12 protein-coding genes are annotated in these 13295 nt (G+C 71.6%); 10 read left to right on the forward strand and 2 right to left on the reverse strand.

What is annotated here, in order from left to right; all coding sequences use genetic code 11:
- Positions 1-36: 36 nt before the first annotated feature.
- Positions 37-930: a LysR family transcriptional regulator gene (locus tag M3U25_RS02640; RefSeq protein ID WP_355495111.1), complete on the reverse strand. Its 894-nt coding sequence runs from the start codon at positions 928-930 to the stop codon at positions 37-39.
- A gap of 99 nt (positions 931-1029) precedes the next feature.
- Between M3U25_RS02640 and trpB the strand changes: the two genes are divergently transcribed.
- The 9 genes from trpB to M3U25_RS02685 all read left to right on the forward strand — a co-directional run bounded on the left by trpB (position 1030) and on the right by M3U25_RS02685 (position 11503).
- Positions 1030-2247 (forward strand): tryptophan synthase subunit beta, encoded by a 1218-nt coding sequence (gene trpB, locus M3U25_RS02645; protein WP_160947109.1) that lies wholly within the window; start codon positions 1030-1032, stop codon positions 2245-2247.
- Between the two features lie 146 nt (positions 2248-2393).
- The gene (gene trpA / locus M3U25_RS02650; RefSeq protein WP_355495108.1) at positions 2394-3197 is read left to right on the forward strand and encodes a tryptophan synthase subunit alpha; all 804 of its coding nucleotides are present in this window, start codon (positions 2394-2396) and stop codon (positions 3195-3197) included.
- Positions 3198-3535: 338 nt separating this feature from the next.
- Entirely contained in the window at positions 3536-4423 is an 888-nt protein-coding gene (accD, locus tag M3U25_RS02655; protein ID WP_355495106.1) for an acetyl-CoA carboxylase, carboxyltransferase subunit beta, read from the forward strand.
- Positions 4424-4565: 142 nt separating this feature from the next.
- The gene (gene glmM / locus M3U25_RS02660) at positions 4566-5909 is read left to right on the forward strand and encodes a phosphoglucosamine mutase (protein ID WP_355495103.1); all 1344 of its coding nucleotides are present in this window, start codon (positions 4566-4568) and stop codon (positions 5907-5909) included.
- 117 nt (positions 5910-6026) lie between these two features.
- On the forward strand, positions 6027-6965 hold the full coding sequence (locus M3U25_RS02665; protein WP_355495100.1) for a 2-oxoglutarate and iron-dependent oxygenase domain-containing protein: 939 nt from the start codon (positions 6027-6029) through the stop codon (positions 6963-6965).
- A gap of 222 nt (positions 6966-7187) precedes the next feature.
- Positions 7188-7823 carry a methylamine utilization protein gene (locus M3U25_RS02670; RefSeq protein WP_355495097.1) on the forward strand — a complete coding sequence of 212 codons (636 nt, stop codon included), beginning with the start codon at positions 7188-7190 and terminating at the stop codon, positions 7821-7823.
- Complete coding sequence (locus M3U25_RS02675; protein ID WP_355495094.1) at positions 7820-10192, forward strand: EAL domain-containing protein; 2373 nt, start codon at positions 7820-7822, stop codon at positions 10190-10192. Before M3U25_RS02670 ends, M3U25_RS02675 begins: the two co-directional genes overlap by 4 nt.
- The gene (locus M3U25_RS02680) at positions 10189-11058 is read left to right on the forward strand and encodes a DUF3034 family protein (protein WP_355495091.1); all 870 of its coding nucleotides are present in this window, start codon (positions 10189-10191) and stop codon (positions 11056-11058) included. Before M3U25_RS02675 ends, M3U25_RS02680 begins: the two co-directional genes overlap by 4 nt.
- Before the next feature lies 1 nt (position 11059).
- Complete coding sequence (locus M3U25_RS02685) at positions 11060-11503, forward strand: group 1 truncated hemoglobin (RefSeq protein WP_355495088.1); 444 nt, start codon at positions 11060-11062, stop codon at positions 11501-11503.
- Between the two features lie 107 nt (positions 11504-11610).
- Here M3U25_RS02685 and M3U25_RS02690 read toward each other — a convergent pair whose 3' ends face one another.
- Positions 11611-12411, reverse strand: coding sequence for an SDR family NAD(P)-dependent oxidoreductase (locus tag M3U25_RS02690; RefSeq protein ID WP_355495085.1), 801 nt, complete (start codon positions 12409-12411; stop codon positions 11611-11613).
- A gap of 122 nt (positions 12412-12533) precedes the next feature.
- Between M3U25_RS02690 and tpiA the strand changes: the two genes are divergently transcribed.
- Positions 12534-13295, forward strand: a complete 762-nt coding sequence (gene tpiA, locus M3U25_RS02695; protein WP_160947101.1) for a triose-phosphate isomerase — start codon at positions 12534-12536, stop codon at positions 13293-13295.

A 13295-nucleotide genomic window follows, 5' to 3' on the forward strand; every position in this document is an offset into this window, starting at 1 on the left:
GCAGGCGGTTGCGGCGTCGCCTGCGTCCCGTTGACCTCAGCGCTGCAGCTCCTGCGTCAGCCACTGGGCCAGCGCGTCGACCCGCGGGTCCTGCACCTCGCGGCGCGTGCACAGCGCCCACTGCCCGCCGGTGGCGACGAAGCCCCACGGCGCCAGCAGGCGGCCACTGGCCAGGTCGTCGGCGACCAGCGGCTGTGGCGCGATCGCCACGCCGATCCCGGCCAGCGCCGCCTCCAGCAGGTAGTACAGGTGTTCGAAACCGGTGCCGTAGTGCAACTGCGCCGGCGCCAATCCCTGTGCCTCGGCCCAGGCCGGCCACGCCTGCGGGCGCGATACCGTATGCAGCAGCGGCAGGTCCTGCAGCGCCGCCGGCGCGGCCGTGGCCAGGGGGGGCGCCTGCGGCAGGGCAGGGCTGAGCACCGGGCCGATCCGCTCCGGCGCCAGCACGCGGACCTGCCAGTCCGCCGGCCACGGCGCCTGGCCCAGCAGCAGCGCCGCGTCCAGGCCGTCCAGGTCTGCGGCGAAGTCGCCTTCGTGCGCGGACAGGTGCAGGGTCAGCGCCGGCAGGTCGCGCTGCAGCGCCTGCAGCCGCGGGATCATCCAGCGGGCCAGGATGCTGCCGGGGCAGCCCAGCACCAGCGCGGCCGGGCGCGCGGGACGGCGCAGCTCCGCCACCGCCTCGTGCAACTGCGCGAAGGCGATGCCGGCGGCCTCGCACAGGCGCGTGCCGGCGGCGGTCGGGCGGATGCCGCGGCCGTCGCGCTGCAGCAGCGGCAGCCCCAGTTCCTGCTCCAGCAACCGCACCTGGCGGCTGACCGCGCCATGGGTGACATGCAGTTCCGCCGCCGCGGCGCCGACGCTGCGCAGCCGCGCGGCGGCCTCGAACGCGCGCACGGCGTTGAGCGAGGGCAGGCGGCGTGTGCTGGTCATGTGAGTTTTCCTGACAATTTGCGTCAGACTTTATCGGTTTTTGTGCGCCGACGTGTGCGCTAAAGTGCAGGCCTGTCCTGTTGCCCTCCGGTTTGCGCCATGTCCTCTGTTCCCGTCAGCGACTTCCATGCCTATCCCGACGCCGCCGGCCATTTCGGCCGCTACGGCGGCCGCTTCGTCGCCGAGACCCTGATCGGCCCGTTGCAGGAACTGGCCGCCGCCTACGACGCCGCGCGCCAGGATCCAGCCTTCATCGCCGCCTACGACAAGGACCTGACCCACTACGTCGGCCGGCCCAGCCCGATCTACCACGCCGAGCGGCTCAGCCGCGAAGTCGGCGGCGCGCAGATCCTGCTCAAGCGCGAGGACCTGAACCACACCGGCGCGCACAAGATCAACAACACCATCGGCCAGGCGCTGCTGGCCAGCCGCATGGGCAAGACCCGCATCATCGCCGAGACCGGCGCCGGCCAGCACGGCGTGGCCAGCGCCACCGTGGCCGCGCGGCTGGGCCTGGAGTGCGTGGTGTACATGGGCGCCACCGACATCGAGCGGCAGAAGATCAACGTCTACCGGATGAAGCTGCTCGGCGCCACGGTAGTGCCGGTGCACTCCGGCTCGGCCACGCTCAAGGACGCGCTCAACGAGGCCATGCGCGACTGGGTGACCAACGTGCAGGACACCTTCTACATCATCGGCACCGTCGCCGGCCCCGATCCGTATCCGCGCATGGTGCGCGACTTCAACGCCATCGTCGGCCGCGAGGCGCGCGCGCAGATGCTGGCCGACTACGGTCGCCTGCCGGATGCGATCAGCGCCTGCGTCGGCGGCGGCAGCAACGCCATCGGCCTGTTCCATGCCTTCCTCAACGACGCCTCGGTGAAGATCTACGGCGCCGAGGCCGCTGGCGACGGCATCGGCAGCGGTCGCCACGCCGCCTCGATCGCCGCCGGCCGTCCCGGCGTGCTGCACGGCAACCGCACCTATGTGATCTGCGACGACGACGGGCAGATCATCGAAACCCATTCGGTGTCCGCCGGCCTGGATTACCCGGGCGTGGGCCCGGAGCACGCATTCCTGGCCGACAGCGGCCGCGCCGTCTACCAGGGCATCACCGACGACGAGGCGCTGGCCGCGTTCCACCTGCTGGCGCATACCGAGGGCATCCTCGCCGCGCTGGAGTCCAGCCACGCCGTGGCGCAGTCGATCAAGCTGGCGCGCGAACTGCCCAAGGACGCGCTGGTGCTGTGCAACCTGTCCGGCCGCGGCGACAAGGACGTGCACACCATCGCCGCGCGTGAAGGGCTGACGCTGTAACGCTTGACCTTTCTCCTTCGGGAGAAGGTGGCGCGGAGCGCCGGATGCGGGTGCGGGCGCAGCCCCGTCCCCAAACTCCGCACCGCTTCGCCTCTTAACTTTCACCCCACCCCTCTCCCTGCGGGAGAGGGGTGCATAGGTCCCCCATGAACCGCCTCGCCGATACCTTTGCCCGACTCGATTCCCAACGCCGCAAGGCCCTGATTCCCTTCCTCACCGCCGGCGATCCGTCGCTGGAGGCGACCGTGCCGGCGATGCACGCGCTGGTCGAGGCCGGCGCCGACGTGATCGAACTGGGCGTGCCGTTCTCCGACCCGATGGCCGACGGCCCGACCATCCAGCGCAGTTCCGAGCGCGCGCTGGCTCGCGGCGCCGGCCTGCGCTACGTGCTGGAGACGGTCAGTGCGTTCCGCCGCGACGACGCGACCACGCCGATGGTGCTGATGGGCTACCTCAACCCGGTGGAGATCCACGGCACCGCGCGCTTCGCCGAGGAAGCGGTGGCGGCCGGCGTGGACGGCGTGCTGCTGGTCGACCTGCCGCCGGAGGAATCGGCCGAGACCCTGGCAATCTTCGCCGAGGCGGGATTGGACCTGATCGTGCTGGCCTCGCCGACCACCAGCGACGCGCGCATCGCCCTGTTGTGCGATGCAGCGCGCGGCTACCTGTACTACGTCAGCTTCGCCGGCGTGACCGGCGCCGACCGGCTGGATACGCGTGCCGCCGGCGATCGCCTGCGCCAGTTGCGCGCGCGCTGCCCGGTGCCGGTGGTGGCCGGCTTCGGCATCAAGGACGCCGCCAGCGCCAAGGCCATGGCCACCGATGCCGACGGCGTCGTGGTGGGCAGCGCCCTGGTCGCGGCGCTGGCCGAGGCCAGCAGCCCGCAGGCCGCACGCGACGCCGCCCTGGCGTTCCTGACCCCGCTGCGGCAGGCGCTGGACGCGGGCTGAGCCACGCCCGGTGTGTACGCGAACGCCCGCCATGCGCGGGCGTTCGCGTTTGCGGCGATGCCGCAAACACTGCGCGGGCGAACCATCGGTGCACATGCATTGCCGACCGGATGGGACGCGCGCCGCTGGCCCGGCCCGATTGTTGGCGAAGTGGAATGGCGGCGGCGATGCCACGCTTCCCACGCCGCGCCAGCCGCAGCAGGCGTCCTGGCAGCGCCTGTGCAGCTGCCGGCCGGCCTGGCGGCTCCATGCGCCACCGTCTGCAGCCCACCGGGGGACCGAGTTAGACTGTCGCCCCTCTGCGGCTCTCGCGGCCGCCCAATGGATCGTCACATCGCATGAGTTGGCTCAGCAAATTGATGCCTTCGGGCATTCGCACCGACAGCACGCCCAGCAAGAAGCGCAGCGTTCCCGAAGGCTTGTGGGAGAAGTGCCCCAATTGCAGCGCCGTGCTGTACCGGCCGGAGCTGGAGGAGAACCTGGAGGTGTGCCCGAAGTGCGGCCACCACATGGCGATCCGCGCGCGCGCGCGCCTGGCCGCGCTGTTCGACGCCGACACCGCGCCGACCGAGATCGGCGCGCGCCTGGGCCCGACCGACGCGCTGAAGTTCAAGGACCAGAAGAAGTACGGCGAGCGCATCAAGGCCTCGCAGAAGAGCACCGGCGAATACGACGCGCTGGTGGCGATGCAGGGCCTGCTCAAGGGCCAGCCGCTGGTCGCGGCCTCGTTCGATTTCGCCTTCATGGGCGGCTCGATGGGCTCGGTGGTCGGCGAGCGTTTCGCCCTGGCCGCGGAGACCGCGCTGAAGATCGGCGCGCCGTTCGTGTGCTTCTCCGCCAGCGGCGGCGCGCGCATGCAGGAGGGCCTGTTCTCGCTGATGCAGATGGCCAAGACCTCGGCCGCGCTCGGCCGCCTGCGCGAGGCCGGCCTGCCGTACGTGTCGGTGCTGACCCATCCCACCACCGGTGGCGTGTCGGCCAGTTTCGCCATGCTCGGCGACATCAACATCGCCGAGCCGTACGCGCTGATCGGCTTCGCCGGCCCACGCGTGATCGAGCAGACCGTGCGCGAGACCCTGCCGGAGGGCTTCCAGCGTTCGGAGTTCCTGCTCGAGCATGGCGCCATCGACCAGATCTGCGACCGCCGCGAACTGCGCGACCGCCTGTCCGACCTGCTGGCGATGATGATGCGCCAGCCGGCCCCGGCGAAGAGCGAGGCGGCATGAGGGCCGGGAATCGGGAATCGGGAATGGGGAATCGTGGTGTCGCGCGTGCGGTGCGTCGCGCGGCAAGCCCGCGTTTGTCGCGATTCCTTGACGTCTCCGGCTGTTCCCGATTCCCGATTCTCCATTCCCGATTCCCCAGCGCATGAGCCAACGCAAATACTTCGGCACCGACGGCATCCGTGGCCGGGTCGGGCAGGGGGCGATTTCCGCCGATTTCGTGATGCGCCTGGGCAATGCGCTGGGCCGCGTGCTGGTCGCCGGCGGCACCGCGCGGCCCACCGTGGTGATCGGCAAGGACACGCGCATCTCCGGCTACATGTTCGAGTCGGCGCTGGAGGCCGGGCTGGTGGCGGCCGGCGCCAACGTGCAGTTGCTCGGGCCGATGCCGACCCCGGCGGTGGCGTTCCTGACCCTAACCCTCGGTGCCGACGCTGGCATCGTCATCAGCGCCTCGCACAACCCGCACTACGACAACGGCATCAAGTTCTTTTCCGCCCACGGCGAGAAGCTCGACGACGCCACCGAGCAGGCGATCGAGGCCGCGCTGGACGCGCCGTTCGCCACGGTCGAATCCGAGCGCCTGGGCAAGGCGATGCGCGCGCGCGAGGCGATCGGCCGTTACATCGAGTTCTGCAAGGCCAGCGTGCCGCGCGGCTTCGATCTGCGTGGGCTCAAATTGGTGCTGGACTGCGCGCACGGCGCGACCTACCACATCGCGCCGCTGCTGTTCCGCGAGCTGGGCGCGGAAGTGATCGCGATCGGCGCGGCGCCGGACGGGCTCAACATCAATGCCGGCGTCGGCTCGATGCACATCGACAACCTCGCCGCCAACGTGCGCGAGCACGGCGCGCACCTGGGCATCGCCTTCGACGGCGACGGCGACCGCGTGCTGATGGCCGACGACCAGGGCAACCCGGTCGACGGCGATGGCCTGCTGTACGTGCTGGCCTGCGGCTGGCAGGCCAGCGGCCGCCTGCATGGGCCGGTGGTCGGCACGCTGATGACCAACTATGGCCTGGAGCGGGCGCTGGCCGCGTTGCAGGTGCCGTTCCTGCGCGCCAAGGTCGGCGACCGCTACGTGCACCAGGCGCTGGTCGAGCACGGCGGCGTGCTCGGCGGCGAGGCCTCCGGGCACATGCTGTGCCTGGACCGCGCCACCACCGGCGACGCCATCGTCAGCGCGCTGCAGGTGCTGGAAGTGCTCAAGCGTTCGCGGCAGACCCTGCGCCAGGCGCTGGCCGGTCTGCAGACGGTGCCGCAGCAGACGATCAACGTGCGCCTGCAGCCGGGCGTGCGCCCACTCGAGGCCGACACCGTGAAGACCGCGCTGGCCGCGGCGCAGGCGGCGGTGCAGGGGCGCGGGCGCGCCTTCCTGCGCGCCTCCGGCACCGAACCGGTGGTGCGGGTCACGGTCGAGGCCGACGATGCCGCGCTGATGCGGCAGACCCTGGACGCGCTGGCCGAGGCGGTCCGTGACGCGGCGTGAGTCGATCGCCATTGCCCTCTTCGTGATCGTCGCCAAGGCGATCACGTTCTACCTGCTGTACCGCCTGCTGCGCTGAGCGCGGCGTTTGTTCCCTCTTACGAGATGACGGTTCCTGCCATGACTGCGCGCATTCCCACCCTCGACATCACCCGTTTCGACACCGACCGCGAGGCGTTCGTCGCCGAGCTGGGCGCGGCCTACCGCGAGTGGGGTTTCGCCGGCATCCGCAACCACGGCATCGCCCAGGCGCAGATCGACGCCGCCTACGACGTGTTCAAGGCGTTCTTCGCTCTGCCCGAGGAGACCAAGCGCACGTACCACCTGCCGGGCAGCGGCGGTGCGCGCGGCTATACCGCCTTCGGCGTGGAGACCGCCAAGGACTCCAAGCACTTCGACCTGAAGGAGTTCTGGCACATCGGCCGCGAGATCGCCGACGACTCCCCGTACCGCGCCGTGATGCCGCCGAACCTGTGGCCGAGCGAAGTGCCCGGCTTCCGCGCCCACGGCTACGGCCTGTACCAGGCGCTGGACCAGCTCGGCGCGCGCGTGCTGTCGGCGCTGGCCCTGCACATCGGCCTGCCCGAGCACTACTTCGTCGACAAGACCGACTCGGGCAACTCGATCCTGCGCCCGATCCACTACCCGCCGATCACCGCCGACGACATCCCCAACGTGCGCGCCGGCGCCCACGAGGACATCAACCTGATCACCCTGCTGGTCGGCGCCAGCGCCGCCGGCCTGGAAGTGAAGTCCAAGCAGGGCGAGTGGGTGCCGTTCACCTCCGACGCCGACACCATCGTGGTCAACATCGGCGACATGCTGCAGCGCCTGACCAACCACGTGTATCCCTCGACCACCCACCGCGTGGTCAACCCGCCGGGCGAGCAGGCGCGCCAGCCGCGCTACTCGGTGCCGTTCTTCCTGCACCCGAACCCGGATTTCGTGATCGACGTGCTGCCGTCTTGCGTCGGCGCCGACAACCCCAGCCGCTACCCCGAGCCGATCACCGCGCAGGGCTATCTGGAAGAGCGCTTGCGCGAGATCAAGCTGAAGTAAGCCGCGCCCGCAACGCTGCGTGCCGCAGCCGGGACGTCTGGCGGCAGGGCCGGCCTCAAGCCGGGTCCGTTCACGGCCGATATCGCTTGCAGGTCGCCCTCGACGCGCCGTCCGGGAGGTCCGGGCGCTGCCAGCCGGGCCCGTAGCGAGGGTGCGATGACAAGGCGGACGGGATCGTTCTGGCGGCAGGGCCGCCGCCGCTGGCTTGCAGTGGTACTGGGCATGGCGGCGTTGCCGGCCGCGGCCACCCCGGTCACGGTGCTGGTGGCCGACGCCGCCGGTCCGCTGGCCGATGCCGTGGTCAGCCTGCAACCGGCCGCGCCGGCGCGCCCGCCCGCGCCGGCCTCGGCGACGGCGACGATGGACCAGGTCAACTCGCAGTTCGTGCCTGCGGTGCTGGCGGTGCAGGCCGGCAGCTGGGTGCGCTTTCCCAACAGCGACCAGATCCGCCACCAGGTCTATTCCTTCTCGCCGGCCAAGCGCTTCGAACTGCCGCTGTACCAGGGCAGTACCGCCAAGCCGGTGCGCTTCGAGCAGGCAGGCCTGGTCACGGTGGGCTGCAACATCCACGACTGGATGGTCGGCTACGTGGTGGTGCTGGACACCCCGTACTTCGCGGTGACCGGCGCCGACGCGCAGGTGCGGCTGGAGGTGCCGCCCGGCGCCTACGAACTGCGGGTGTGGCATCCGCGCCTGAGCGGCGCCGGCTACGCGCAGCCCCTGCAGGTGGGGCGCGCGCCGCTGCGCCAGGCGGTGCAGTTGGCCACGCACGGACCGGCGCCGGTCGTCCCGGAAGATCCGCGCATCCGCGCGCTGCAGGACAAGTTCCGCCGCAGCCAGACGGCGCCGACCCGATGAAGCCGTGGCGGTTGCACACCCGCATCGCCGCGCTGCTGGTGCTGGTGGTGCTGGCGGCCCAGGCGCTGACGTTCCTGGCGGTGCACGTGGCGACCCAGCGCAGCGTCGCCGCGCAACTGGACGACGAACTGCGCACGGGCGAGCGCGTGTGGCAGCGCATCGACCAGCGCCGTGACGAGCAGTTGTTGCAGGCCGCCTCGGTGCTCGCCGACGATTTCGGCTTCCGTGCCGCGGTGACCAGCGGCGACGTGCCGACCATGCAGTCGGCGCTGCGCAATCACGCCGCGCGGGTGCGCGCGCCCAGCGCCCTGCTGCTGACGGCCGATGGCCAGTTCCTGGCCGGGCTGTCGGCGCTGCCGCAGGCGCAGCAACTGCGTGCGGTGCAGCCGCTGCTGCGGCAGGCGCAGCGCAACGGCAGCGCGGTCGGCATCGTGCTGCTGGACCGGCGCCTCATGCGTCTGGCGCTGGTGCAGGTGCTGGCGCCGCAACGGGTCGGCTGGGTCGCGATCGGCGGGGAATCCGGCGACGAACTCGGCCAGGACTTCGTCGGGACCACCGGGCTGGACGCGACCTTCTTCACCACCCAGGGCGCCCCGCAGGTGCTGGCCTCGACCCTGGATCCGCTGCGTGCCGCGCAGTTCCAGCAGCAGCTGCGGCGCACGCCGCTGGCGCCGGCGGCGGCGCAGCCACTGCAGCTGGGGCAGGCGCGCTACCTGCTGCGGGTGCGGCCGGCGTCCGACGACGGTCGGGTCATGGTCGCGCTGCAGGCCTCGCTGGACCGCGCCGATGCGCCGTACCGCCTGCTGAAGCTGCGCATCCTGATCCTGGCCGGGGTGGCCACGCTGGCCGCGCTGGTGGCGGCGATCTTCCTGGCGCGCGGGGTCAGCCGCCCGGTCGCGCAACTGGTCGCGGCGACGCGGCGCATCCAGCACGGCGACTACCAGACGCTGCTGCCGCTGCACGCCGGCGCCGAACTGACCGAACTGGCCAGCAGCTTCGGCGCCATGCAGCGCCGCATCGCCAGTCGCGAGCAGGACATCCTGCACCAGGCGCGGCACGATGCGCTGACCGGGCTGCCCAACCGCACGGCGCTGCTGCAGCACCTGCAGGCCGTGGTCGAGGCCTGCCAGGCCGATGCCAGCACCGCGGCGGTGCTGGTGCTGGACCTGGAGCGCTTCAAGGAACTCAACGACAGCTTCGGCCACGATTTCGCCGATCAGGTGCTGGTCCATACCGGGCGCCGGCTGGAACAGGCGGTGCGCGCGCCGGACCGGGTCGGCCGGCTTGGCAGCGACGAGTTCATGGTAGTGCTGGCGCACACCGATGCCGCCGCGGTGGAGGCGTATGCCGCGGAACTGCTGGCGCAACTGCGGCACCCGTTGAGCCTGCCGCAGGCGCGGATCCTGGCCGACGCCAGCATCGGCATCGCGCTGATTCCCGCGCATGGCGCCGATGCCGACACCCTGCTGCGCCGCGCCGACATCGCTCGCCAGCAGGCGCGACAACACGGCGGCGGCGCATCGGTGTACCGCGACGGGCAGGACGAGCAGCACCTGCGCCGCCTGCGCCTGACCGGCGACCTGCGCCAGGCGATCGCGCGCGGCGAGATGTCGCTGCGTTTCCAGCCGAAGATCTGCCTGGCGCGCGGCGTGGTCGAACACGTGGAGGTGTTGCTGCGTTGGCAGCATCCGCTGCTCGGCCCGATCGGGCCGGATGAGTTCATTGCGCTGGCCGAGCACTCCGGCGCGATCCAGCAACTCACCCAGTTCGTGCTCGACGAGGCGATGCGCCTGCAGGCGCAGTGGCGCGGCCAGGGCCTGGATCTGGGCCTGGCGGTGAACCTGTCGGCATTGGACCTCAACGATCCGGGCCTGCCGGCGTTCGTCAGCGGCTGCCTGGCGCGGCACGGCCTGGCCGCGCCGCGGCTGACCCTGGAACTGACCGAAAGCGCGCTGATGCGCGACGTCGAGCACGCCCTGCACATGCTGCAGCAGCTGCGCCGCTGCGGCGTGCGCCTGTCCATCGACGACTTCGGCACCGGCTATTCGTCGCTGGCGCAGCTCAAGCGCATGCCGGTGCACGAACTGAAGATCGACAAGAGCTTCGTGTTGCAATTGGCCGCGGGCAGCGACGACGCGGTGATCGTGCGCAGTACCATCGACCTGGGCCACCACATGGGCTTGCAAGTGGTGGCCGAGGGCGTCGAGCACGCCGCCGCGGAGGCCTTGCTGCGCAGCTACGGCTGCGACATGGCGCAGGGCTATCTGTACGCGCCGCCGCTGGATGCGCCGGCGCTGCTGGCCTGGTGTGCGCGGCGCGCGGAGGACGGTGCGACCACGCCGGCCCCGATCGAGGAGACGTCCCGATGACCCGACCCCGATCTCCACGATGCGCGCTGCTAGCGGTCGCGGCCTTGCTGCCGGGGCTGGCGTGGGCCGGGCAGGGGCGGCTGCTGGCCACCGGCGGCGCCTCCAGCGTGGAAGGCAGCGGCGGTGGCGGCATCGTGCCGTGGGCGACCTTGTCCGGCTACGGCACGCGCGATCAGGACGGCGCGGTGCTGTTCGCCACGCACGTGGACAGCGGCGATTACCGGCTGGACGTGCAGGGGGCGGCGCTGACCCTGGGCAACCGCCTGGAGCTGTCGCTGGCGCGGCAGCGCCTGGACCTGGGCACGTTGCAGCGGCGCCTGGCGCTGCCGTGGCATGCGCTCGGCCAGGACGTGATTGGCGCCAAGCTGCGGCTGGGCGGCGACCTGGTCTACGGCGCCGCGCCGCAGGTGGCGCTGGGGGTGCAGTACAAGCGGCTGCGCGACGGCAGCTTGCCGTTGGCGGTCGGCGCGCGTGCCGACCATGGCACCGACGTCTATCTCAGCGCCGCCAAGCTGTGGCTGGACGCGGCCGGCGGCTACCAGTTGCTGGTCAACGGCACCCTGCGCGCCACCCGCGCCAACCAGACCGGACTGCTCGGGTTCGGCGGCGATCGCGGCAATGCCTACCGGCTGGTGGCCGAGGCCAGCGTCGCGGTGGTGCTCGACCCGTCGTGGGTGCTGGGCCTGGAATACCGGCAGAAACCGGACAACCTCGGGTTCGCCCGCGAGGACGCCTGGGCGGATGCGTTCGTGGCATGGTTTCCAAACAAGCGCGTGTCCGTGGTCGGCGCCTGGGCCGACCTCGGGGACGTCGCCACCCTGCGCGACCAGCGTGGGCCCTATCTCTCCCTGCAGGTGGCGTTCTGACATGGCCAGGCCGATGCGCGTCCTGATCCCGATCCTGCTGGCGACGGCCGCGCTGCTGGCCGGCTGCGCCAGCGCCCCGCGACCGCCGCGCACGCTGTACGCCGACCTGGGTGGCCAGCCCGGCATCGAGGCGCTGGTGGAGACGCTGCTGTCGCGCATCGCCGACGACCCGCGCATCGTCCAGCACTTCGCCCGGATCAACATCGTGATGCTGGACCAGCGCCTGGTGCAGAAGTTCTGCCACCTCAGCGACGGGCCGTGCGCCGATACCGCCAAGCCGATGAAGCAGGCGCACCAGCATCTGCCGATCCACGAGGCGGACTTCAACGCGCTGGTCGAGGACCTGGTGTGGGCGATGGACCAGCGCGGCATCCCGCGCCGCGTGCAGAACCGGTTGCTGGCCAGGCTGGCGCCGCTGCACGGCGATATCGTCAACCAGCCCTAGGACGTGTCACCCATTCCCGAGTAGGCCGCGTCGGGTCTGGCAGGCGCGCTGCCGGCGTTGCGCGGCGCGATACCCGAACCGCGCTCGCCGGGCCGGCAGGTCGCGGGCTATTCCACCGACCTGATCCGGTGCGAGCCACGCCCCATCAGGCGCAGCAGCAGGGCATTGGGCAACAGCGCGGTCAGGCCGAGCAGGGCGCGGTAGACCGCACCCGGCACCACCCGCACCTTGCCGCGTTCGGCGCCGTCGATGCCGGCGCGGGCCACGGCCGCGGTCTGCAGCCAGATCCAGCGCGGCAGGGCGTCCATCTGTTCGCGGGTGCCGGTGACGTCGTGGAACTCGGACCAGGTGAAGCCGGGGCACAGCGCGCACACGCCGACCCCGCGGTCGGCGTTCTCCAGGGCCAGCGATTCGCTGAAGCGCAGCATGAAGCTCTTCGCGGCCGCGTACAGGGTGTGGCCGTCGGCACCGGGCACCAGGGCGGCGAACGAGGCCACGTTGAGGATGCGGCCGTGGCCGCTGGCGCGCAGCGACGGCAGCAGCCGCCAGGTCAGTTCGCACACCGCGCCGACCATCACCTGCAGGAACGCCGCGTGCACCGCCCAGTCCTGGGCGATGTAGCGGCCGGGCACGCCGTAGCCGGCGTTATTGACCAGGATCCGCACCGCCAGCCCGCGCCGTTCCAGCTCCGCCACCAGCGCCGCCGGCGCCGCCGGGTCGGCCAGGTCGGCGACCAGCACCTCCACCGGCACCTGCGGCCGCAGCTCGGCGGCCAGCGCCTGCAGTTGTGCCTCGCGGCGCGCCGTCAGGATCAGCGGGACGCCGCGGCGGGCGTATTCGCGGGCGATCTCGCGGCCGATGCCGCTGGAGGCGCCGGTGATCAGGGCGTAGCCGGGAAGCTGGGTCATGGCGGTCTCTGCGCGTGGAGCGGGCGGCGGGGAAGGGCGGGGCGGCGGGCGGGGCGCGGCGATACCTGCCCTTGGCGGCGCATCGGCTATCCTCTCGGCACTTTTTCGCCGGAGATGCGCCGATGCGACGCAAGATCGTAGCCGGAAACTGGAAATTGCATGGCACCCGCCACTTCGCCGCCGAGCTGGTGCGGGAGATCGTCGCCGGGTTGCACGAGGCCGGTCACGACGTGGAGGTGGTGATCCTGCCGCCGCTGCCGTACCTGGGCGACCTGATCGAAAATTTCGAGGACCGGATGCTGCGCTTCGGCGCGCAGGACGTCAGCAGCAACGAGAAGGGCGCCTATACCGGCGAGGTGTCGGCGGCGATGCTGGTCGACGTGGGCGCCGACTACGGCCTGGTCGGGCATTCGGAGCGCCGCCAGTACCACCAGGAGAGCAGTGAGCTGGTCGCGCGCAAGTTCGCCGCCGCCATGCATGCCGGGCTGGTCCCGATCCTGTGCGTGGGCGAGACACTGGAACAGCGCGAAGCCGGGCGCACCGAGGCGGTCATCGCCGCGCAGTTGGCGCCGGTGCTGGACCTGGTCGGCGCCGAGGGCTTCGCCCGGGCGGTGGTGGCCTACGAGCCGGTCTGGGCGATCGGCACCGGCCGCACCGCCAGCCCGGCGCAGGCGCAGGCCGTGCATGCGTTCATCCGTGGCGAAGTGGCAGCGCGCGATGCTAGAATCGCGGATTCGTTGCCGATCCTGTATGGCGGCAGCGTCAAGCCCGACAACGCCGCCGAGCTGTTCGCGCAGCCGGACGTCGATGGCGGGCTGGTGGGCGGCGCCTCGCTGGTCGCCGCGGAATTCCTGGCCATCGTGCGAGCGGCGGCCGCCTGTTGA

The sequence above is a fragment of the Xanthomonas sp. PPL134 genome (assembly GCF_040595915.1).
GTDB lineage: Bacteria > Pseudomonadota > Gammaproteobacteria > Xanthomonadales > Xanthomonadaceae > Xanthomonas_A > Xanthomonas_A indica.